This is a genomic window from Halorarum salinum (assembly GCF_013402875.1).
In the GTDB taxonomy this organism is placed as follows: domain Archaea; phylum Halobacteriota; class Halobacteria; order Halobacteriales; family Haloferacaceae; genus Halorarum; species Halorarum salinum.
In genome coordinates this window covers 1,673,080-1,694,456 of the sequence record NZ_CP058579.1, presented here as the reverse complement: position 1 = coordinate 1,694,456, position 21,377 = coordinate 1,673,080, and the positions used below count along the sequence as shown (strand labels likewise).

Sequence of the window (21,377 nt, the reverse complement as noted above, 5' to 3'; positions counted from 1 at the left end):
GCGCGTCGGGGGCGGGGAGATCCCGGATCCCGTCACGGGCGGTCGCCGTCGAACCTACTCCGGGACACCCGCCGGATCATCGGGGAAGTTTCCCGGACTCACCGGGGGAGTCACCCGAATTCGCCCGGCGACCCGCGCGAACTCACTCGGAGACGTCGCTCGGGCTCTGCGGGACCTCGAGCTCGCCGCCGATGATGGCCTCCCGCGAGCTCTCGACCGCGCTCGTGACCTCCTCGGGGAGTTCGCTCCCGAGTTCGTCGCCGTAGACGGCCGCGACGCCCTCCTGTTCGAGGCCGAGCGCGACGAGGTCGCCGGTGGGGAGCTCCCCGTTCAGCTTGGCCTCGATGGAGTTGTAGACGGCCGTGTCCACCCGCTTCACCATCGAGGCGAGGATGACGTCCGAGTAGTTCGGGCGGGTCAGCGACTGGTCCTGGTCGACGCCGATGGCGAACCGGCCGGCCTCCTGGGCCGCCTGGAACACGCCCGTGCCGGTGTTGCCCGCGGCGTGGTAGACGACGTCCGCGCCGTTGTTGTACATCGCGAGCGCCGCCTCCTGCCCGGCGCCCGGGGCGTTGAAGTCGCCGACGTACGTGGTCTGGATGTCGACGTCCGCGTTCGCGTGTGCCGCGCCCGCGAGGAACCCGGCCTCGAACTTCTGGATGAGCGCGCTCTCGACGCCGCCGACGAAGCCCACGCTCGTCGAGTCGGGGTCGGTGGAGCCGGCGCCCGCGGAGAACTCCTGGGTCGTCAGCAGGCCGGCCAGCTGGCCGACGAGGAACGAGCCCTCGTGTTCCGCGAACGTGTAGGAGGCGACGTTGTCGTTCTCGACGACCTCGTCGACGATCATGAAGTCCTGGTCCGGGAAGTCGGCCGACGTCTCCCCCAGCGCGTCCGCCTGCAGGAACCCGATGCAGGAGACGAGCCCGTAGTCCGGGTCGGTCGACTGGGCGTACTGCTGTTGGTAGTTCGCGAACTGGGAGACCTCGTCGGGCTGGGACTCGTCGTAGCCGACGTCGAACTCCTCGGCGGCCTGCTGGAGACCCGTCTGGGCCTGGTCGTTGAACGACCCGTCGCCGAGCCCGCCCGTCGCGTACACCATGCCGACGTTCAGTTCGGCCGATCCGTCGGCCGACCCATTGCCGTCCTCGCCCGACGGCGTTCCGGTGTCGTCCGGGGAGTCGGTGCCGTCCTCGCCCGAGGAACCGTCGTCCTCCGGGCCGCCGGTGCACCCGGCGAGACCGGCGAGTCCCGCGATTCCGCCGGCGCCGGCACCTTTCACGAACGTCCGCCTGTCGATGTTCCGGGGCATACCCTGAGTGGTGGAACAGAGGGTGTTAAAATCGTCGTATCCGGGCCGAGAGCTACCCGATATCCGCGACGGCGTCCTCCACGACGTCGGTCACCGACGCGACCAGCTCGTCCACGTCGTCGCTCTCGGCGTACACGCGGACGTACGGCTCGGTCCCGCTCGGCCGCACCAGCGCCCACGCGTCGTCGGGGAAGGCGAGCCGCACCCCGTACTCCGTCGAGACGGACGCCTCCGGGAACGCCTCCGGCAACGTGACGGCGAGTCGCTCCATGACCGCGACCTTCGCGTCGTCCCCGCAGTCGACGCTCACCTTCCGGTACGGTCGCTCGGTCACCGGGTCGCGCAGGCCCGCGAGCCCCTCGGCGGCGACGAGTCGGGTTAGCACGGCCGCGCTCGCCACGCCGTCGATCCACCCGCCGAACCCGGTGTGAACGTGCTTCCAGGGCTCGGCCGCGAACACGACGTCGCTCCCGGCCTCGCGGGCGGCCGCGATGCCGTCGTGAAGGTAGCCAAGCGCGACGCGCTCGACGCGCCCGCCCGCCGCGCGCACCCGCTCGTCGATCCGGCCCGAGGCGTTCGGCGTCGTCACCACGACCGGGTCGGCCGCGTCGCTCTCCCGGACGTACCGTTCCGCGAGGACCGCGAGCACCGTGTCCTCGTGGACGACCTCCCCGTCGGCGTCGACGACGACGATGCGGTCGGCGTCCCCGTCATGACCGATGCCGAAGTCCGCCCCGTCGTCGCGCACGAACGCGCGGAGGTCCGCGAGCGACTCCGGCGTCGGCTTCGACTCCCGGCCCGGGAAGTGCCCGTCGACGTTCGCGTTCAGCGTCACGACGTCGGCGCCGAGTTCGCGGAGCACGTGGGGCGTCACGAGCGCCGCCATCCCGTTCCCGCAGTCGACCGCGACACGGACGCCGGCGGGGTCCGCGCCGAACCGGGCCGCGTACGTCGCCACCGCCTCGCGGTACGAAGCGAGCACGTCTGCCTCGGCGGCCTCGCCCCACTCGTCCCACCGTGCCGGGGCGGCGCCGGCCGCGACCCGTTCCTCGACGTCGGTCTCGGCGGTCTGTGCGTACTCGACGCCGTCGCGGAACACCTTGATGCCGTTGTCGGCCGGGGGGTTGTGCGAGGCCGTGAGCATCACGCCGTGGCGTCCCCGCGAGGCGAACGCCAGTCCGGGCGTCGGAAGCTGACCGAGCCGAGTGACGTCCGCGCCCGCGGAGGTCAACCCCGCCTCGACGGCGGCGGCGAGCGACGGCCCGGTGACGCGGCCGTCGCGGGCGACGACGAACTCCCGGTCGCCCGCCTCGCGCGCTGCGGTCCCGACCGCGCGCGCCACGTCGAGCGCGAGTTCCGGCGTGACGCGCCTCTCGGCGCTGCCGCGGATGCCGGCGGTACCGAACAGGTTCATACCCGGTCCTCGGCCGCCACACTAAAAGACTCTCCCGAAATCGGCCCCGAGGGTTCAAGTACGGGACCGGGACCAGACGGCCCATGACGTGACGAGTCGCCCCGCGGCGGGGAGCGGGTGTGTGCTCGCGCCGGAACGGCGGTCGGCGCGGGCCCGCGGCACGCCGACGCGGGAGCCGAGCGTGCCGCCTGTCAGCCGAGCGAGAGCGCCGCCCGTTTCGCGGGCGTACCGCCGTCCGACTTTAGGCGTCGGGCGACGAGGCTCGGCCATGAGCGGACCGAGCGACGAGGGGACCGACCACGAAGCGACCGACGAACGAGTCCGCGCACACGTGTTCGTGACCGGCAGGGTCCAGGGCGTCTACTACCGAGACAGCACCCGCGAGGCCGCGAGGGAGCGCGGCGTCGACGGCTGGGTTCGGAACCTCGACGACGGCCGCGTGGAGGCCGTCTTCGAGGGACCGCGCGACGCCGTGGAGGGGATGGTCGAGTGGTGTCACACCGGGAGCGACGCCGCCGTCGTCGAGGACGTGGACGTCGAGTACGGCGATCCCGAGGGGGAGACGGGGTTCGTCGTCCGTCGCTGAGAGCCGCTGCTCGGGAACTCCGCGGACCGTTCCGACGGAGGCTTCGTCGGGTGACACCGCCGACTCGGGGCGCGGTCGACGTCGCCGTCAGTCGGTGGCCGAGGGCGTCCCGGACGGCGTCCGGTCGTCCTCCGTCGACCGGGCGTCCTCACCCAGCGGCCGCTCCGGGTCGAGGCCGAGCGCTCGGTTCCAGACGACGAGCGTCGAGGGAAGCACGAGCATCGACGCCAGGAAGGAGTAGAGGATCGAGAGCGCGGTGAGCACCCCGAACTGGCCGAGCACGCTGAGGACCGCGAACACCAGCACGCCGATGCCGGTCGTCGTCGTGAGCATGCTCCCCGTCAGCGCGCCGCCGGTGCCGCGGACCGTCCGGTCGAGCGCGTCGAACAGCCCGTGTTCGCGTCGCTCGTCGACGAATCGGTGCGTCACGTGGACGGAGTAGTCGATGCCGAGCCCGATGGTGATCGCGAGGATGGTCGCCGTGAAGGCGTTGAAGGAGATGCCGGCGAGCCGCATCGTCGCCGCGACCGCCGCGACCGAGACGAGGATGGGGACCGTGTTTGCCACGCCCAGCGACGCGTACCCCTCCAGTAACCGGTAGACGACGAGGAGGAACGCCCCGGTCAGCGCGAGCGCCACCGCGAGGCTCGTCACCGCCGACTCGAAGATCAGGTCGGAGACGGCCTTGAAGACGACCGTGTTCCCGGTCGCCGTCGCGTCGGCGCGGTGGCGGTCGGCGACCGTGCGGGCGTCCGCCGTGATCGCTCCCTGTGATGCGTCCGCCTTCGTCGTGTAGACGACCCGTGTGGATCGGCGGTCCTCGGCGAGGTGCTGGCTCACCTCGCCGCTCGCCGACGAGGCGAGCAGGTAATCGTACACCTCCCCCAGATTCCGGTCGGGGATGCCGTTCCCGTCCCGGTCGTTGCGTGCCACGAGCCGACGGAACTCGGGGTCCCGCTCCGCCTGGTCCAGGACCACGGTGACGATGCTGGTCGACTCGGCCCGCCGCCCGTCGCTCACGAACGAGTCCGGGGGGTCCTCGCCCATCCGGTGGAGTTCCTCCAGCGCCGTGTCGCGCTGTAGTCGCCCCTCCACGTACACCGTCACCTCGCCGTCGTTCGTGCTCTCGAAGTTGTCCTCGAGGAAGTTCAGCGTCCCCACGACCGAGTAGTCCGCTGGGGCGAACGGCTCCGGCAGCGCCTCGAGGTACGCCGGGGACTCCTCCGGCGGGAGGAAGTCCTCGTCCGAGAAGCTGGTGTCGACGCCGGTCGCGTACGCCCCGGCCCCGACGGCGCTCGCGAGCACGAGCACGAGGAACGCCAGCGGAGCGACGCGTGCGATCGACACCCCACCGCGGAGCGCGCGCGCGAGCCTGGTCCCCTCCGCGCCGAGCGGTCGCTGGCTGTACGTCGGAACCGGAATCCGGTTCCGGCGGCGGTCGAGCCACACCTTCGCCGCGGGCAGGAACACGCCGAACAGGAGGAACGTGAAGAGGATGCCGACGGCGGCCACGAGGCCGAAGTCCCGGATCGGTCCGAGATCCGAGGCGAAGTTCGAGAGGAAGCCGATGACGGTGGTGCCGGTGACGATGAAGAAGGCGACGAGCAGCTGTCGGGTCGCCGCGTTCATCGCGCCGTCGACGCCCAGGTCGTCCCTGTCCTCGCGGTACCGGTTGACGACGTGGATGCCGAAGTCGATGCCGACCGCGAGCAACAGCGGCGGAACCGCGATCATCATCTGGCTGAACGGGATGCCCGCGAGTCCGAGGAAGCCGAACGTCCAGACGACCGCCATCAGGAGCGTGACCGTCCCGAGCAGCAGGTCGAGCAGGTCCCGGTAGGCGACCACGAGGAAGGAGACGATGAGGACGACGGCCGCCGGGGTGACGACGAGCAGCGAGTCGGTGATGACCTGCGAGAACTCGGCGGCGAGGACGCCGGAGCCGAAGACGGTGACGTCGGCGTCGCCGTTCGCGACGACGCGCTCGACGCGCTGCTGGATCGGCGTCAGCGGGCTGGTGCCGCCCTGGCCGGCCGCGGCGCCCGACGAGAGCCCGCCGGGGAGTTCGTGGGTGACGACGGCGATGGTCGCGGAGGCCGACACCGACTCGCGGTTGAAATCCGAGGAGACGGACCCCGTGAACGCCGGGTTGTCGACGTTCTCCCGGACCGCCCTCCGGACCTCGGTGGGGGTCGCCCCCTCCAGCGCGCGGATCTGCGCCTCGGTGGTCGTGGCGGACGGGTCGACGGTCCGGGCCACGACGCTCGCGGCGCTGGAGGTACCCGTCACCCGGAGGTCCTCGCGCTCCTCGACCCGCTCCTGGGTCCGGAGCATCCGCAGCATCGCGGGCTTCGAGAGCACGTTCCGGTTCCGCTGGATGAGCTGTGTGGTCCCGGCGTCGGCCCCGAAGGGGGGGCCGAACTCCCGCTGGACGTCCGAGAGCGCCTCCTCGGCGGGGATGCCGGAGGCGAACTGGGAGGTCCCCGCCTCCGTGGAGACGTTCCCGAGCCCCACCGCGAACGCCGCGGTGACGAGCAGGAACGCGAGGACCACCCGCTCGGGTCGCTCGGTGACGAGGGTGCTGGCGCGCTCGACGAGTCGCTCGTGGTCGAACCCCGCCATCCGTCACCGCCTGACGTAGTAGACGCCCCCGACGAGGAGGGCGAACAGCGTCGCCGTCCCGCCGAGAACCGACAGCGGGAGGTCGCCGCCGTTCCCTCCGGAGACGGTCACGGGGACCTGGTAGGCGTCGGAGAGCCGCGTGTCGCCGTCGGCCGTCTCGTACCGGAAGTCGACGCTCAGCGGGTACGACTTCTCGAGCGCGGCGTCGTCGACCCGCAGGTCGAACGTCAGCGTGACCGTCTCGCCGGGGTCGAGGTTCGGGTGGAACGCCTCGTCGTCCCCCGAGGAGAGCGGCGCGTCCGGGAACAGCTTCGCGGAGACGTCCGAGACGGGCGCCTCGCGGTTGTTCGTCACCTCCAGGCGGAGTTGTCCGCCGGAACCGGCCTCGAACTCCGCGTCGAGGGGCGCCACGTCGAACTCGTCGCGCGGCGCCGCGACGTCCGCGAGAACGTCGGTCTCGTCGCTCGTGATCCGGCTTCCCCCGACGTCGCGGTACTCCACGACGAGCCCGAACTGCCGGGCGCCGGCCTCCGCCGAGTCGGACACCTCCACGTCGAACTCGAACGCCGCTGACTCGCCGGGGTCGAGCGTCCCGACCGCGAGCTCCGACTCCAGCGGGGAGACGTTCGGGTCGTCGGTCTCAAGCAGGAGGACCGCGTTATGGACGGTCCGGTCGCCCGCGTTCTCGACCGTCCCCGAGAGCGTCCCGTCGCCGCCGACCCGGAGCGTGCTCTCGAGTTCGCCGAAGACGAACGTCGCCTCGGGGAGCGGGGTCAGGCCGAACGAGAGCGGGGCGGACGTCCGGGCGAGGCCGTCCGCGTCCTCGTACTCGACGGTCGCGTCCACCGCGTACTCGCGGGGGTCGGCGCCGTCGGCCGCCGAAGCGTCGACCTCGACGGTTCGCGTCTCGCCGGCCGCCCACTCGCCGACGAACCGCCGGGTGGTCGCCGACCCGGCGAACGTCACGTCCGCGTTGCCCGACTCGAACGCCATCACGGCGCCCGAGGCGTTCGCCTCGCCCGCGTTCGTCACGTTCAGCGCGACGGTGCCGCTCCCGCCGACGGGGACGTCCGCGTCCACGTCCTCGACGACGAAGCGGGCGCGCTCGTCGACGCGCACCCGGACGGTCGTCGTTTCGGTCTCCCGGTCGTCGCCGGCGTCGAGGTACTCGACGGTGACGGGGAGGTCGTACGTGCCGGCGGGCACGTCCGCGGGCACGGTGACGCTGACGGTCACCGACCGACCGTCCCCGTCGCTCATCGTCCCGAGCGAGCGCGGGCCGGATCGGACCGTCATCGGCGTATCGTCGCCGCGGACGGTGGCTTCCACCTCGTGGGCCGTCTCGGCGCGGTCGTCGGGGTCGGCCGCGTCGTTCGCGAGTTCGAACGTGAGCTCCTGGGTCGACCCGGGCTCTACCGTCGGTTCGGGGACGCTCGTCTCGAACCTCGCGTCCACCGCGGTGACCGCCGTCGGAACGGCCACGAGCAACACGACGACACAGAGGAGGAGTGAGCGACGAACCATTGCGTCGATTCGGACCCAGCCACGCCCGACCCATAAGTCGTCCCAAACGACCGGGAACTGAACGGCCGTTCAGTCGGGCGGCTCGCGTCCCGTCGCCGGGTACGACGGTCGAACGACGTGGCCGGCGGAGTGTGATAGCTAATTTATGCCTCCAGCGGCCCGGACCGGATACGCGGGTCGCACTCGAGTACATCGGCGGTAGTTGCACGGGCGTAACCCGGTGACCCGACTGTCAGCAAACAGATATAAGTGCCCGTCGCCTCGGTCCGAGTGCAATGGATTCCACCGTCATCCTGCAGGGAGGAACGAACGTGTTCGGCGGCACGGGTGCCGCCGAAGCGTTCCTGATCGGACGACTGCTGTTCGGCCTCGTGCTCGCGTTCACGGGCCTGAATCACTTCCGGAGCGTCGAGGGCATGACCGGCTACGCCGAGGCGAAGGGGCTGCCGGCGCCGCGCTTCGGCGTGCTGTTCTCGGGCGGGATGCTCGTGTTCGGCGGCCTCGGAGTCGCCGCCGGCGTGCTCCCGACGTTGGCGGCCGGCGCCATCGCGCTGTTCGCGCTCGCGGCCGCGGTCGTGTTCCACGACTTCTGGGCCGTGCCCGAGGAGCAGAAGCAGGACGAGCTAACACAGTTCCTGAAGAACATGACGATCCTCGGCGGCGCGCTCGTCCTCCTCTCGCTCTCGTCGGTTCCGTGGCCGTACAGCCTCGGGCTGTAGACGCCACGGCGTTCGCACCGCCGACCGCCCGACGGTCCGACCGCGCCGTTTTTCCGCCGCCCGAACCCACCACGAGCCATGCGAATCGGGTTCCTGTGTAACCCCGTCGCGGGGATGGGCGGACGCGTGGGCCTGAAGGGGACCGACGGGAAGGTCGCGGAGGCGCGTGCCCGCGGCGCCGAACCGCGCTCGCCCGAGCGGGCGCGGCGCGCCCTGGACGCGCTCTTCGAGCACGCTCCCGACGCCGAGGTGCTCGCGTGGGGCGACCCGATGGGTGCATCGGAGGTCCGCGCCGCCGGGTTCGATCCCGAGGTGCTCGGCGGTCCGGACGGCGAGGGGACCGACGCCGCGGACACCCGGGCGGCCGTCGAGGCGTTCCTGGGCGCGGGCGCGGACCTCGTTCTGTTCGTCGGCGGCGACGGCACGGCCGCGGACGTCGCGGAGGCGCTGGAGGGGAGCCGGACGCCGATGCTCGGCGTGCCCGCGGGCGTGAAGGTGTACTCCTCCGTCTTCGCCGTCTCGCCGGAGGACGCGGCGTACGTCGCCGCCACCTTCGAGCGGACCGAGCGCCGCGAGGTGATGGACGTCGACGAGGACGACTACCGCGAGGGCGAGGTGAATCCGGAGCTCCGCGCGGTCGCGTTCGTCCCCGTGGCGGAACGGCTCCAGTCCTCGAAGCAGCTCGGCGGCGGCACCGTCGAGGCGCTCGCCGAGGGCGTCGCGGACGACGTCCGCGCGAGCCCCGGGCGGACGTGGGTGCTCGGCCCCGGTTCGACGGTCGGCGCCGTGAAGGAGGAACTCGGCTTCGAGGGCTCGCCCATCGGCGTCGACGTGTACCGCGATGGGGAGGTGCTCGTCGAGGACGCGAGCGAGTCGGAGATCCTCGCCTCGCTCGGGGAGGACAACGTCGTCGTCGTCACGCCCATCGGCGGGCAGGGGTTCGTGTTCGGCCGGGGGAACCCGCAGCTCTCGCCGGCCGTGATCCGGGAGTGCGACCTGGAGATCGTCGCCTCCCGCGACAAGCTCGACGACCTCCGCGTCCTCCGGGTCGACACGGACGACCCCGAACTGGACGAGGCGCTCCGGGGCTGGGTGAAGGTCCGCGTCGGGAAGTTCGAGCGGCGGATGATGAAGATCGTCTGACCGTCCCGGACGCCGGCCGGTTCGAACGCTGGTCGGGCTCTCCGCCCGTCCGGAGTCCTCCACGGACAATAAGGACGAACCCACGTGTATTATGGTCGTGGGAACAAGGTTAAGGTCATTCAAGGGCTCCCCTCGCATATGGAGACGCGCAAGGTCCAGCGGCTCGGTCCCTCGACGCTGGCGATGACGCTGCCCGCGGAGTGGGCCCAGGAACACCACGTGGAGAAGGGCGACGAGGTGTCGCTGCGCATGGGCGGCAAGGGGACGCTCACGGTGCTCCCGGAGTCGGCGAGCACGGAGGACGCGGAGGCGACGCTGCACGTCGACAACCTCGACGCGGGCGCGTTGGAGCGGGCAATCCTCGCGCAGTACGTGCTCGGCCGGCGGGTCATCAACATCACCGCGAAGGAGGGGGCGCTCGACTCCGACCACATCAACGCCGTCTACAAGGCCGAGACCCAGCTGATGGGGCTGGGCGTCATCGAGGAGACGCCCGAGAACATCGCCATCCGCTGTTCGGTCGACCCGGAGGACTTCGCGCTCGACAACCTGCTCGGGCGGCTGGAGAACACCGGCTCGACGATGCGCGGCGAGGCGGTGAAGGCGCTCGCGCACGGCAACCCCGACCTCGCCCAGCGGGCGCTCAACCGCGAGCGGCAGGCGAACAAGATCTTCGTCCTCCTCCTGCGGCTCATCTTCACCGCCTACCAGAACCCCAACCTCGCGCGCGCCGTCGGCCTCGAGTCGGGGTTCCCGCTCATCGGCTACCGGTCGGTGGCGAAGAACCTCGAACTCATCGCGGACAACGCCGAGGACATCGCCGAGATCGTCATGGAGGCCGACGACCACACGCTCGACGTGGAGTCGTCCACGATGCGGCAGATCCGCGAGATGACCGACCAGGTGAACGACATCACGGCGATGGCAGTCGAGTCCATCGTCCAGCGGGACTACTCGCTCACCATCGAGGTGCGCTACCTGTTCCGCGAACTGAAGGACCGCGAGCGGGACATCCTCGACGACCTCCCCGAGATGGAGAACGAGCAGTTGCTCCGCGTCCGCGAGGTGCTGGTGAGCCTCCAGGAGACCGCCCAGTACGCCATGCGCATCGCGGAGGTCGCCGCGAACCTCTCGCTGAACGAGGAGAACGAGCACGTCAGCATCGAGTGACAGACGTCCCGACGTAACCGGCGGGGTTCGTTCGGGTTCCGGCGGTCTCGCCCGCGGAGTTCGGACCCCCGCTTCGCGGGCGTTACCCCTCCTTCTCCGCGGTCAGCGGGTTCCGTCGCGTGATGGAGCAGTCGAACGCCGGGTGCTCCGCGAGGTGTCGGATCAGCATGTGCCGCCGGGAGCCGGTGATGCCGGTCCGTCCGACCTCCTCGGCGGAGAACTCGTCGGGGAGCCGGTCGTACAGGCGGCGCAGTTCCTCGAAGGAGTCGAACACCTTCGCGTTGCCCGCCGAGTCCGCGGCCTTCCGCGAGACGACGTAGCTCCCGTCCGTGCGGTACTCGCCCGCCGTCCGGAAGAACTCCCGGCGCTCGGTGAGCGCGTCGCCGATGGCCTCCTGCAGGTCGGCGGCGGCGTCCCTGCTCAGTTCGCAGGTTCGGCCGTCGACGTCGACCAGAATCGAATCGCTGTCGGTGGTGACGGTCACGTTACCGTCCGAGAACTCGACCAGGAGCGGTGATACTCCGAGACATACTACTCCCTGACGCCGCGGGGGATAAAGCGTTGTCGGCGGGCGCAAATAGCGTGGCCGAACGCGGCGGGTCGGCCGGACCGGAACCTCAGAAGAGGCCCCCGTCGTCCTCGGTCGTCGTCGTTCCGCCGTCGGGCGTCGCGGTCGGGGTCGGCGTCGCGGTTCCGCCGTCCGTGGGGGCGTCGGTCCCGTCGCCGTCCGGCGCCTCGGTCCCGTCGTCGGTGCCGTCGCCGTCGGAGGCGTCGTCATCGTCGCCTCCGCCGGTCGTCCCGTCCGCACTCCTGTTCTTGGTGCCGAACACGTCGGTCTCGACCGTCTCGTTGAACTCGTCGAGGTCGACGCGCCGTTCGCCCGCGCCGGCCTCGGAGAGGTCGATCACGAGGTACAGGTCGAGCCTGAGGTCGGTCACCTGGTTGCGGTCGAGGTGTGAGACCCACCACTCGTCGAGCCGCTGGGTGTCGATGGTCGTCGTCGCCTCCACCGGGACCGTCTCGCCCGGCGGGATGGTCGTGGTCCGGCCGGCCTCGCCGTCCCCGACCGCGACGTCGTTCATCGTGATGTCGTAGCCGACCTCCGAGAGCGTGATCGGGTACGGCTTGGGGTTGTGGAGGTACAGCGTCATCCGTACCTCCGTCGTCCCCTCGTCGACGGTCCCCCAGGATGCCTCGGTGCGTTCGAGGACCATCACCGGGTTCGTCACCGCCGCCGAGTCCACCTCCACCGGTCGCGGTTCCTCCGAGCGGAACGCCTCGATCACCGACGTGTCCACGTCGCGTTCGACCTGGGGCGCGCCGAACGTCCGGTCCAGCAGCGAGGAGTGGACGTCCGCGTCGACCCGCAGCGTCGTGTGCTCGTCGTTCGAGACGTGGCTCACCCACCAGGCCGGAATCTTCGAGTTGTTCATCCCGGTCCGGAACTCGAGGGTGCTGTTGCCGGTCTCGACCCCCACGCCCTCCTTCGACCCCTCGGCCATCCGGACGTCGTTCATCCGAACCGTGTATGAGACGGTCGTGCCGCCGAGTCGGATGCCGATCGGGTTGGGGTTGTTCACGACCATGTCGGTCCTGATCTCGGTCGTCTCATCGGTCACCTCGCCGAACCGGTTCTCCACGCTCTCGACCGACGGCGCGCCGACGACGCCGAGCGCGACCGCGCCGCCGACGGAGCCGACGAGCACGACCGCCGCGACGGCGACGACCTTCACGGTCGAGATCGCCCCCCTGGTATCGACCATGCGGCGAGTGACGGACGGGCGGGTGTTAAACCCGCTGAGTTCCGCCGACCGGCCACGCGCGGGTTCGGAACGGGCGCGACGCGTTTCCCCGACCGGGGTTCGGTAGCCGGTCGTGCTCCCGTCGGTTGCCGCGTTCGCCGGCCCGGTCGGAGAGGACGGGACGCCGACCGCCGAGGGCGGTACCCCGCCGGAATCGGGCGAACTAAGTGCGCGCCGGCGAACGGCCGGACATGGCTACCGAATCCGCCTCCAGTGACATGGGCACCGGACTCGCGCTCGCGTTCGCGGCCGTCGCGGCCGTCGGCGCGGGGTTCATGCTCGTCGGCGCGAGCCAGCAGGCGATGGCGTGGGGGTTCGCGCTCGCGATGGCCGCGGCCACGCTGTCGGTCGTCGCCGTGCACGTGTACGACGCGTAGACGCGTCGACGGTCGAACTGATCGGGTTTTCGGGGACGAACACGGCCACTCCGTAAAGCGTTAAGCACGTTCGTCCCCAAACACGAACGAAGCCAGCGATGACCGACTACACATCCGAGGAACAGCGCATCGTCGCGTACCTCCGTGACAGCGTCTCCCGGGGCGAGCAGTACTTTCGGGCGAAGAACATCGCTGAGGCGATCGGGCTGTCGGCCAAACAGGTCGGTTCCAGGCTCCCCCAGCTCGCGGAGAAGTCCGACGAGATGGACATCGAGAAGTGGGGGCGCGCCCGCTCTACCACCTGGCGAGTGGAGCTGTCCTGACCCGGAACCCTCGCGTTTTTCGTTCCCCGCGTCCGCCGTTTCACCCATGACAGTCCGCGTGCGCAGGGAGGTGGTCGTGGACGCGCCCCCGGAGACGGTCTGGGCGTTCATCGCCGACCCCGCGAAGCGCGCCGGCGCGATCAGCGTCGTCGACGAGTTCGAGGTCCACGACGACGGGAGCGCGACCTGGCACGTCCGCCTGCCGATCCCGATGGTCCGCTCCACGATCGCCGTCGAGACCGAGGAGACCGAGCGCGACCCGCCCCGACACGTGAAGTTCGTCGGGCGCTCCGCGGCGTTTCGGGTGACCGGCGAACACAGGGTCGAGTCGACCCCCGACGGCGGGACGCGGCTCGCCAACGAGTTCGTCGTCGAGGGGAAGCTCCCCGGGGTCGAACGGTTCTTCGAGCGCAACTTCGAGCGGGAACTCGAGAACCTCGAGTCCGCCCTCCGCGCCGAGGTGACCGACGCGTGAGGCTCGCGCTCGCCCAGCTCGGCGTCGAGGCCGCCGACACGGACGGGAACCTGGAACGGGCCCGGGAGGCGGTCGTCGCGGCCGCGGACCGGGGCGCCGACCTGGCCGCGCTGCCGGAGCTGTGGAACGTGGGCTACTTCGCGTTCGAGTCGTACGCCGCCGCGGCCGAGTCGGTCGCCGGGCCGACGTTCGGCGAACTCGCCGCGCTCGCGGCCGACCGCGACGTGGCGCTGCTCGCGGGGAGCATCGTCGAGGACCTCGCGGCGTCGGCCGCGGACGGGGTCGAGGTCCCCGAGCGGGAGGGGCTGGCGAACACCGCCGCCCTGTTCGACGCCGACGGCGAGCGCCTGGCGGTGTACCGCAAACACCACCTGTTCGGCTAGAGTCGGCCGAGACGCGCCTCCTGACGCCCGGGGAGGCCCTGCCGGTCGTCGACCTGCTCGGCTTCCGCGTCGGCGTCACGACCTGTTATGACCTGCGGTTCCCGGAACAGTTCCGCGCGCTGTCGGAGGCGGGCGCGACGCTCGTGCTCGTGCCGAGCGCGTGGCCGTACCCGAGGGTCGAACACTGGCGGACGCTCCCCCGGGCCCGGGCGATCGAGAACCTCGCGTACGTCGCCACGATCAACGGCGCGGGGACGTTCGAGGACGCGGACCTGCTCGGCCGCTCCGCCGTGTACGACCCGTGGGGGACGACGCTCGCCTCGACCGACGACGACCCGGCGCTCGTGTTCGCGGACGTCGACCCCGGTCGCGTCGAGCGCGTGCGCGAGGAGTTCCCGTCGCTGCGCGACAGGCGCGACTACTGAGGGCATATCGGGTGGGGACGCTCCCGGATCGGGACGCTCCAGGGTCGGACCGAAGCCAGGGCGCGGGTCGGCGGGGCCGATCCCCCTGCCCCATCGATGGCTGGCCTCCTACCGGTCGAGGTAGTGGACGAAGACGGTCCGACGACCGCCGAGGTCGTGACAGAGCCGCTCGCGTTCGTCCGGCGGGAGATCGAGGTGAGCGAGCGGGAGTTCCTCGACGGCGACCAGCCGACCCTCGATGTCGCCCCCCAGGACGTCCCCGGGGTCGCCGAGTCGCTCGGTCCGGACGTACCGTCTCGGTTCGGTGAGGAGACCGTCCGCGCCCCCGAGGAGCGCGTCGGCCCGCACCCGTGGCATACGCGTCCATTCGCGGCCGCCCGCATAGCCCTTCCGCCGGCGGCACCGCTTCGCCGTCCCGGAGGGTTTATCCGTGGTAGCGCACTACCCATGAACGCCGACGCAACGACGCTTTTCTCGTCGTGACTCGGCAGATCAAAAAACCCGCCACCTCGCCGCCACCGCCGCGCTCGACGGCACACGGCTGCGCCGCGATTCCGGGGTCCTCGCGGCGCGAGTCCCGCGCCACTTCGCCTTCGCTCCGCCCCTTCCCTTTCGCTTCACCGCCCTCGTTCGACTTCAGCAGGGCGCCGCTTCACGTCCGCCGGTCGCGCGGGCGCCGGGGCCCTCCGGACTCACGGTCGCCGTCGAGTCGCACGGCCCGCCCCGTCTCGGCCGATTCGAGGACGCCGGCCATCGCGCGCACGTCTGCGAGGCCGTCCCGGCCGTCGGGTTCGATGTCGGCGCCGGTCAGTACGGCGTTCGCGAAGTAGTCGAACTCCTCGCGAGTCTCGTCGGCGCCGACGCCGATCACGCGGACGTGGCCCTCGTCGGTGTCGACGGTCACGTCGCGGTTCTCGTAGGCCCCGAACGCCGGGTCGACGACGATCCGGCCGTCGCTTCCCTGTACGGTGATCCGCGTCGTCGGGTAGCCCGAGAACGACGCCGAGAAACTGCCCACGCAGTGCTCGAAGGTGACGTTGAAGTCGACGTGCTCGTCGACCTCGTCGAACGCCTCGCCCGCGGAGCGCGTCTCGCCGCTGACCGACACGGGGGCGGTGTCGAGCATGAAGCCGACCGTGTTCAGCGGGTACACCCCGAGGTCGAACAGCGCGCCCCCGCCCGCCAGCTCCGCGTCGAGGCGCCACTGGTCGGGGCCGCGCTCGCCGTCCAGGGCGGGGAACGTGAAGTCGCCGCCAGCCCGCAGGGGGACGCCGATGCCGCCGTCGCGGACGAACTCGCGGAGGCGCCGGACGAGGGGGGCCGTCTGCATCCGGTAGGCGGTCATCAGCGGGACGTCGGCCTCCTCGCAGGCCGCGACGAGCCGTTCGGCCCGCTCGACGGTCGCCTCCAGCGGCTTCTCACAGATGACCGCCTTCCCGTACCGGGCGGCGGTCTCGACGTGCGGGAGGTGGAGGCGGTTCGGCGTGGCCACGTAGACGGCGTCGTACTCCTCGGTCGCCACGCCCGCGGCGTACTCCTCGTAGTCGATGGCCGTGACCCGGTAGGTCCCCCCGAGTTCGGCGCGCTTCTCCGCGCTCCCGCTCACGACGACCGTCGGCGTGCAGTAGTCCGCCGTCGCGATGGCGGGCAGCGACTCCGCGCGGGCCTGCCAGCCGCAGCCGACGACCGCCATCCGGAGCGTCCCGTCGGGCGCGTCGTCCCAGTCGCGAGCCGTCGCGTCCGCGAACACCCGCTCGAACATGGGAGTCCCATCGGCCGCGTCCCGCAAAAACGCGCCGGGGGTGCGAGAATCAGTTTCGAGAACGGGGCCGGTACAATCAAGTGTTCCTCCGGTCCCGTTTCGCACGCCGCGAACCGGACCACCGCTGCACCGGCGGCCGATGGAGGCCGCCGGCGACGGCCGGCCACGTTCCCCAGCGTGGCCGGCCCCATCGTGACCGCTCCGGTCCGAGTCGGTCCGGCTCGCGGGACGTCGGGGGGTTCCCCGACGACGAACCGGGGACGCGGACGTGCCGCGGCGACGGCCGTCGGCCCATCCGCCGCGGAACCGGCGGTCGGGATGCTTCCGCTCCCACTCCCGCATCCGGCCGCCCACTCGCGTCCCCCGTTCACGCGCACGGACGCCGCCATCGACGGGGAGAACGAGGGTCAACTGGAGGGGAATGCGCTCGGTTACGGACGGATACGGGGACGGACGAATGCGGGGCCGACGGTTTTTCGCGCCCGCGCTCGGAGGGAGTCGCGCTCGAGGGCCCGTAGTCCCCGCCGCAGCAGCCGGGGGCCCGTAGTCCCGCCGCGGTGGTCGACGACGTTCCCGCGGCGCGCGCCGTGAGGATCGGTTCGTCGGCGAACCCGGCGGTCACTCCTCGCGGGTCTTGATGTCCGCCGAGAGCCCCTGGGCCATCTCGATCTCGTAGCTGTTGTTCAGCGTCCAGGCCGTCCGCTCGGTGACGGCCTCGATGACCTCCCGCGCGCTCGGGTAGCCGTTCCCCGACTTCTTCACGCCTCCGAACGGTAGCTGGACCTCCGCTCCGATACAGGGGAGGTTACCGTACGCGAGGCCGATCTCGGCGTTGTCCCGGTAGTAGTTGATCTGCCGGTAGTCCTCCGAGATGATCGCGCCCGCGAGGCCGTACTCGGTGTCGTTGTGGATCTCGACGGCCTCCTCGATGTCGCCGTCGTACTCGAGCAGCGCGACGTGCGGGCCGAACACCTCCTCGTGAGTGCACCGCAGGTCCTCCCAGGCGTCCGCCTCGTAGACGAACGGGCCGACCCAGTGGCCGTCCTCGTGGCCCTCGGGGATCTCGTCGGCGTCGAGTTCGGTCCGATCGACCAGGACGTTCACGCCCTCGTCCTTCGCGAGCCGGTTGTACTTGGAGACCTTCTCGACGTGAGCGTCCTCGATGAGCGGCCCCATGAACGTGTCCGCTTCGAGGGGGTCGCCCACCGCCACGTCCTCGGCGATCTCGACGAACCGTTCCTTGAACTCGTCGTACACGTCCGAGTGGACGACGAGCCGCTCGCTCGACACGCAGCGCTGGCCGGTCGTCTTGAAACTCGACATGACCGCCGAGTGCACGGCCGTGTCGAGGTCGGCCTCCTCGGTGACGACGATGCCGTTCTTGCCGCCCATCTCGCAGGCGGCCAGTTTGCCGGGTTTGCCGCCCACTTTGGAGGCGATCTCGTGACCGACCTCGGCCGATCCGGTGAACAGTACGGTGTCGACGCGGTCGTCGTCGGTGATCGCCGCGCCGGCGTCGCCGAAGCCCTGCACCATGTTGAACACGCCGTCGGGGATGCCCGCGTCCTCGAACATCTCCGCGATGATCTGCCCGCACCAGGGCGTCTGTTCGGCGGGCTTCCACACGACCGTGTTGCCCTCGACCAGCGAGACGGCCATGTGCCAGAACGGGATGGCGACCGGGAAGTTCCACGGCGTGATACAGCCGATCACGCCCCGCGGCTTCCGCCGCATGTACGCGTCCTTGCTGGGGATCTCGGAGGGGACGACGTCGCCCTTGGGGTGGCGGGCGTCGCCGGCTGCCCACTCGACCATGTGGGCGGCCTCCACCACGTCCGCTTTGCCCTCCGAGATCTCCTTGCCGCACTCCTTGGTGACGATCTCCCCGAGTTCGTCGGTGCGCTCGCGTAGCTCGTGGTAGATTTCCCAGAGGTACTCCGCGCGGCGAACGTGCGAGAGGTCCTTCCACTCCTCGAAGGCGTCCGCCGCCTCCGCGAGCGCGGCGTCGACGTCCGCCTCCGTCCCTCGCCGGAACTCGCCGAGCGTCTCGCCGGTCGCGGGGTTCTCGCTCGCGAACGTGTCGCTCCCCTCGCCGTCGACCCACTCGCCGCCGATGTAGTGCTGGTACGCGTCGTCGGAGCTTCGGCTCATGGGCAAATCTTGCGCGAGGGTGCTCATATAGGTGCGGGAAACGCAGGGGCGAGCGGTCCGGGCCGGACGTCGTGTCGCCGGCCCGGCGCGCGCGAAACCCGGGCTCCGAACCGGGAGCGGACGCGGGGACGGGGGCGTGGACCGGCGTGGTCACAAAGCGGAACTCAGCCCGCCGACAACCCTTTTCCCCCGGAGCACCGCGTACGGACATGGACCGGACCACAGCGGAGGCGCTCGATCGGGCGGACGAGGCGGCGCTCCGGCGCGTCCGAACCGTCGCGGGTCTGATGGACGAGGCGGTGCGCGTGCCCGGCACCTCGTTCAAGGTCGGCCTCGACCCGATTCTCGGCGCCGTCCCGGGCGCCGGCGACGCGGTCGCGGCGGGCATCTCGCTGTACATCGTCGCCGAGGCCGCGAACCTCGGCGTCCCGCTCACGACGATCGTGAAGATGCTGGCGAACGTCACGGTGGACGCGGTCGGCGGCTCCGTCCCGGTCGTGGGCGTGCTGTTCGACGCTTACTGGAAGGCGAACAAGTGGAACGTCGCGACCATCGAGGAGTTCCTCGGCGTCGAGTCCGGGGACGAGGGGGAGCACGCCGACGAACCGGTCACCATCGACGTCCGCGAGATGGACTGACGGTCGGCGGAACCGACGCCCCCGGAGTCGAAACCGGGGCGTGCGCCGGATTCCGGGGACGGCGAGGTACTCGGCTTCAACGCGCCCGGCTACGACGTGCTCGGCTACGGCGCGGCAGGAGGCCCCTCGTCCGCGTCGGCCCGCTTCTCGATCTCCCCCTTCAGCGCCGGGCCGTCGAAGTCGTGGTCCGGACGCACGCGGACGAAGTCGAGATACTCCAGGGCGTCCAGCAGGTCCGCCATCGGGTAGGCCGACAGCGCCGCCTCGACGGCCGCCGGGGCGCCGACCAGCGGTTCCAGCGCAGCGAGCCCGCACGCGAGGTCGTATCGGCGGGCGTCCTCGCCCGCGTGCTTCGAGGCGGTCGGCCCCTCCTCCTCGTCCTCACCCGCCCCGCGGACGTTCGTCGCGTCGATGAGGTAGATCTCGCCGTCGAGGACGAGGACGTTCTCGGCCCGGAGGTCGCCGTGGGCGAGTCCGTGCTCGTGCATCACGTTGAGCGCCCGGAACAGTTCGGGCGCCAGGTCCCGCGCGTCCGCGACGTCGAGTTCGTCCAGCGGGCGGAAGGCGGGGAGGTACTCCAGCACGAGCACGCCGAGGCCGTCCATCTCCAGCGCCTCGACCGGTTCGGGGGCGTTCAGCCCGACCTCGCGCATCCGCTCGGTCGCCTCGAGTTCGTGCTGGGCCATCTGGTAGGGGGTGCCGAAGTGCTCGAAGAACCCCTCCGTCCCGGAGGTGAACGCCCCGAGGTTCCGGCCGGTGGTGAACAGCGCGTGGACGAGCGAGTTCTGCCTCGAGATGACCTTCACGAAGTACTCGTCGTCGCCGACCTCGAGGACGAACGGCGTCGAGAGCCAGTTGTCCGCCTCGAGGAAGCGGACGCGGGCCTCGCCGGGGCCGTACCGCTCGGCGAGGTCGCGGGCGATCGCCTCCAGCCGCGACCACTCGACGTTGCCCCGGACGAACCGGCGAAGTTCCATCGTGCCGTGAGTCGCCCCGGACGGCAATAAAACGTCCGCGGGATTCGTGACGATCGGTGGACGTGACGCGGGTTCGTCATCGCATCGAGTGTGGGACGGTCCTCGTCGAGTTCGCTTCGATACGTCCTCTCCGTGGCTACGAAAACCGCCGTGAATCCCGGCTCGTACACCGTGGGGCAGGTCCAGAAAGCCCCCGCGGCGCTAAGCACGTGGATCAGTTGGGTCGTCCCGGAGTGGCCCCCGAAAGCCCCACCACGAACCCGACTCCACACAGTTTATCACCCGTAGCTCGCAATTGTTGCCCATGAATTTCGACCTGCCCGCGGAACACGCCATGGTGAAGAACCAGGTCCGCGAGTTCTGCGAGGAGGAGATCGCCCCCCTCGCCCAGGAGATCGAGGACGAGCACCGCTTCCCCGAGGAGCCGTTCGACCAGCTCGCCGACCTCGACATGCTCGGCGTCCCCGTCGACGAGGAGTGGGGCGGGCTCGGCGGCGACCAGCTCATGTACGCCCTGGTCACCGAGGAGCTCGGCCGGGTCTCGGGCGGCATCGGCCTCTCGTACGCCGCACACGTCTCGCTCGCCTCCAAGCCGATCGAGCTGTTCGGCACCGACGAGCAGAAGGAGCGCTGGCTCCGCCCGCTCGCGGAGGGCGAGTACCTCGGCTCCTGGGCGCTCACCGAACCCGGCTCCGGCTCCGACGCCTCGAGCATGGAGACCACCGCACGGAAGGAGGGCGACGAGTGGGTGCTGAACGGCACCAAGCAGTTCATCACGAACGCCAACGTCGCCGGCTCCGTACTCGTGAAGGCCGTCACCGACCCCGACGCGGGCTACGACGGCATCTCGACGTTCATCGTCGACCCGCGGAACGACGACGGCTTCGAGGTGACGACGGTGTGGGACAAGATGGGCCTGAACTGCTCGCCCACCTGCGAGATCCAGTTCGACGACGTGCGCCTCCCCGCGGACCGCCTGCTCGGCGAGGAGGGCGAGGGGTGGACGCAGACGAAGAAGACGCTCGACGGCGGCCGGGTCTCGATCGCCGCGCTGTCGGTCGGACTCGCGCAGGGCGCCTTCGAGGCCGCCAAGGAGTACGCCGGCGAGCGCGAGCAGTTCGGCCAGCCGATCGCGAAGTTCGACGCCATCCGCGACAAGATCGTCGGCATGCACCGCAAGACCGAGCGCGCACGCCTGCTCACCCACAGGGCGGCGACGCTGTACGACGAGGGCGAGTCGATCACCCGCGAGTCCGCGCTCGCGAAACTCGACGCGAGCGAGGCCGCCCGCGAGGTCGCCGAGGACGCCGTCCAGACGCTCGGCGGCTACGGCTACACCACCGACTTCGCGCCCCAGCGCTTCTACCGCGACGCGAAGCTGATGGAGATCGGCGAGGGTACGAGCGAGATCCAGCACGTCGTCATCGGGCGCGAACTCGGCCTCTGAGCCGCGGGCGCGAACCCCCAGAGCGGCCGGAGTCGGGCGAAGGCGGGCCGGCGGGCCGTTCTCGACCCCGCCGGGGTCTCCGCTATCAGCTCCGATACCCGGGAGGGCACCCTTTTTTCCCGAGACCCCG

19 protein-coding genes and 1 pseudogene are annotated in these 21,377 nt (G+C 70.8%); 10 read left to right on the top strand and 10 right to left on the bottom strand.

The features are described 5' to 3' along the window. Positions 1-142 precede the first annotated feature (142 nt). Together HUG12_RS08155 and HUG12_RS08150 are read right to left on the bottom strand one after the other, a co-directional pair. Positions 143-1,309, bottom strand: a complete 1,167-nt coding sequence (locus tag HUG12_RS08155; RefSeq protein ID WP_179268286.1) for a BMP family lipoprotein — start codon at positions 1,307-1,309, stop codon at positions 143-145. Positions 1,310-1,361: 52 nt separating this feature from the next. Continuing rightward, positions 1,362-2,723, bottom strand: coding sequence for a phosphopentomutase/phosphoglucosamine mutase (locus HUG12_RS08150; protein WP_179268285.1), 1,362 nt, complete (start codon positions 2,721-2,723; stop codon positions 1,362-1,364). Between the two features lie 268 nt (positions 2,724-2,991). On the opposite strand from HUG12_RS08150, the gene HUG12_RS08145 reads away from it, so the two are divergent. After that, the gene (locus HUG12_RS08145; RefSeq protein ID WP_179268284.1) at positions 2,992-3,309 is read left to right on the top strand and encodes an acylphosphatase; all 318 of its coding nucleotides are present in this window, start codon (positions 2,992-2,994) and stop codon (positions 3,307-3,309) included. Positions 3,310-3,396: 87 nt separating this feature from the next. Here the strand turns inward: HUG12_RS08145 and HUG12_RS08140 are convergent, their stop codons facing one another. Together HUG12_RS08140 and HUG12_RS08135 are read right to left on the bottom strand one after the other, a co-directional pair. Beyond that, positions 3,397-5,931, bottom strand: coding sequence for an efflux RND transporter permease subunit (locus HUG12_RS08140; protein WP_179268283.1), 2,535 nt, complete (start codon positions 5,929-5,931; stop codon positions 3,397-3,399). A 3-nt stretch (positions 5,932-5,934) separates the two neighbouring features. After that, entirely contained in the window at positions 5,935-7,455 is a 1,521-nt protein-coding gene (locus HUG12_RS08135; protein ID WP_179268282.1) for a COG1361 S-layer family protein, read from the bottom strand. Between the two features lie 275 nt (positions 7,456-7,730). On the opposite strand from HUG12_RS08135, the gene HUG12_RS08130 reads away from it, so the two are divergent. The 3 genes from HUG12_RS08130 (at position 7,731) to HUG12_RS08120 (ending at position 10,487) form a co-directional block, all read left to right on the top strand. Continuing rightward, positions 7,731-8,174 carry a DoxX family protein gene (locus HUG12_RS08130; RefSeq protein ID WP_179268281.1) on the top strand — a complete coding sequence of 148 codons (444 nt, stop codon included), beginning with the start codon at positions 7,731-7,733 and terminating at the stop codon, positions 8,172-8,174. Between the two features lie 78 nt (positions 8,175-8,252). Next, positions 8,253-9,317, top strand: a complete 1,065-nt coding sequence (locus HUG12_RS08125; protein ID WP_179268280.1) for an ATP-NAD kinase family protein — start codon at positions 8,253-8,255, stop codon at positions 9,315-9,317. Positions 9,318-9,455: 138 nt separating this feature from the next. Beyond that, positions 9,456-10,487 carry a phosphate uptake regulator PhoU gene (locus HUG12_RS08120; protein ID WP_179268279.1) on the top strand — a complete coding sequence of 344 codons (1,032 nt, stop codon included), beginning with the start codon at positions 9,456-9,458 and terminating at the stop codon, positions 10,485-10,487. 82 nt (positions 10,488-10,569) lie between these two features. Here HUG12_RS08120 and HUG12_RS08115 read toward each other — a convergent pair whose 3' ends face one another. Then, complete coding sequence (locus HUG12_RS08115) at positions 10,570-10,971, bottom strand: DUF7528 family protein (RefSeq protein ID WP_179268278.1); 402 nt, start codon at positions 10,969-10,971, stop codon at positions 10,570-10,572. A gap of 133 nt (positions 10,972-11,104) precedes the next feature. Beyond that, positions 11,105-12,250, bottom strand: coding sequence for an LEA type 2 family protein (locus HUG12_RS08110; RefSeq protein ID WP_179268277.1), 1,146 nt, complete (start codon positions 12,248-12,250; stop codon positions 11,105-11,107). A gap of 230 nt (positions 12,251-12,480) precedes the next feature. Here HUG12_RS08110 and HUG12_RS08105 point away from each other — a divergent pair, with 230 nt between their 5' ends. The 4 genes and pseudogenes from HUG12_RS08105 (at position 12,481) to HUG12_RS08090 (ending at position 14,272) form a co-directional block, all read left to right on the top strand. Then, entirely contained in the window at positions 12,481-12,666 is a 186-nt protein-coding gene (locus HUG12_RS08105; protein WP_179268276.1) for a DUF7525 family protein, read from the top strand. A gap of 98 nt (positions 12,667-12,764) precedes the next feature. Then, positions 12,765-12,989, top strand: a complete 225-nt coding sequence (locus tag HUG12_RS08100; protein ID WP_179268275.1) for a DUF7123 family protein — start codon at positions 12,765-12,767, stop codon at positions 12,987-12,989. Between the two features lie 46 nt (positions 12,990-13,035). Then, entirely contained in the window at positions 13,036-13,464 is a 429-nt protein-coding gene (locus tag HUG12_RS08095; RefSeq protein ID WP_179268274.1) for a CoxG family protein, read from the top strand. Further along, positions 13,461-14,272, top strand: a pseudogene (locus HUG12_RS08090) (nitrilase-related carbon-nitrogen hydrolase). The gene HUG12_RS08095 and the pseudogene HUG12_RS08090 overlap by 4 nt, the downstream one beginning before the upstream one ends. A 108-nt stretch (positions 14,273-14,380) precedes the next feature. Here the strand turns inward: HUG12_RS08090 and HUG12_RS08085 are convergent. The 3 genes from HUG12_RS08085 to HUG12_RS08075 all read right to left on the bottom strand — a co-directional run bounded on the left by HUG12_RS08085 (position 14,381) and on the right by HUG12_RS08075 (position 18,185). Beyond that, complete coding sequence (locus tag HUG12_RS08085; protein ID WP_179268273.1) at positions 14,381-14,629, bottom strand: hypothetical protein; 249 nt, start codon at positions 14,627-14,629, stop codon at positions 14,381-14,383. 295 nt (positions 14,630-14,924) lie between these two features. Next, on the bottom strand, positions 14,925-16,034 hold the full coding sequence (gfo6, locus tag HUG12_RS08080) for a D-xylose 1-dehydrogenase Gfo6 (RefSeq protein ID WP_179268272.1): 1,110 nt from the start codon (positions 16,032-16,034) through the stop codon (positions 14,925-14,927). Between the two features lie 618 nt (positions 16,035-16,652). Continuing rightward, entirely contained in the window at positions 16,653-18,185 is a 1,533-nt protein-coding gene (locus tag HUG12_RS08075) for an aldehyde dehydrogenase family protein (RefSeq protein WP_179268271.1), read from the bottom strand. Positions 18,186-18,394: 209 nt separating this feature from the next. Between HUG12_RS08075 and HUG12_RS08070 the strand changes: the two genes are divergently transcribed. After that, complete coding sequence (locus HUG12_RS08070; RefSeq protein WP_179268270.1) at positions 18,395-18,823, top strand: DUF4112 domain-containing protein; 429 nt, start codon at positions 18,395-18,397, stop codon at positions 18,821-18,823. Between the two features lie 104 nt (positions 18,824-18,927). Here HUG12_RS08070 and HUG12_RS08065 read toward each other — a convergent pair whose 3' ends face one another. Then, the gene (locus HUG12_RS08065; RefSeq protein WP_179268269.1) at positions 18,928-19,800 is read right to left on the bottom strand and encodes an RIO1 family regulatory kinase/ATPase domain-containing protein; all 873 of its coding nucleotides are present in this window, start codon (positions 19,798-19,800) and stop codon (positions 18,928-18,930) included. Positions 19,801-20,104: 304 nt separating this feature from the next. On the opposite strand from HUG12_RS08065, the gene HUG12_RS08060 reads away from it, so the two are divergent. Next, positions 20,105-21,247 carry an acyl-CoA dehydrogenase family protein gene (locus HUG12_RS08060; RefSeq protein WP_179268268.1) on the top strand — a complete coding sequence of 381 codons (1,143 nt, stop codon included), beginning with the start codon at positions 20,105-20,107 and terminating at the stop codon, positions 21,245-21,247. Positions 21,248-21,377: the final 130 nt, after the last annotated feature.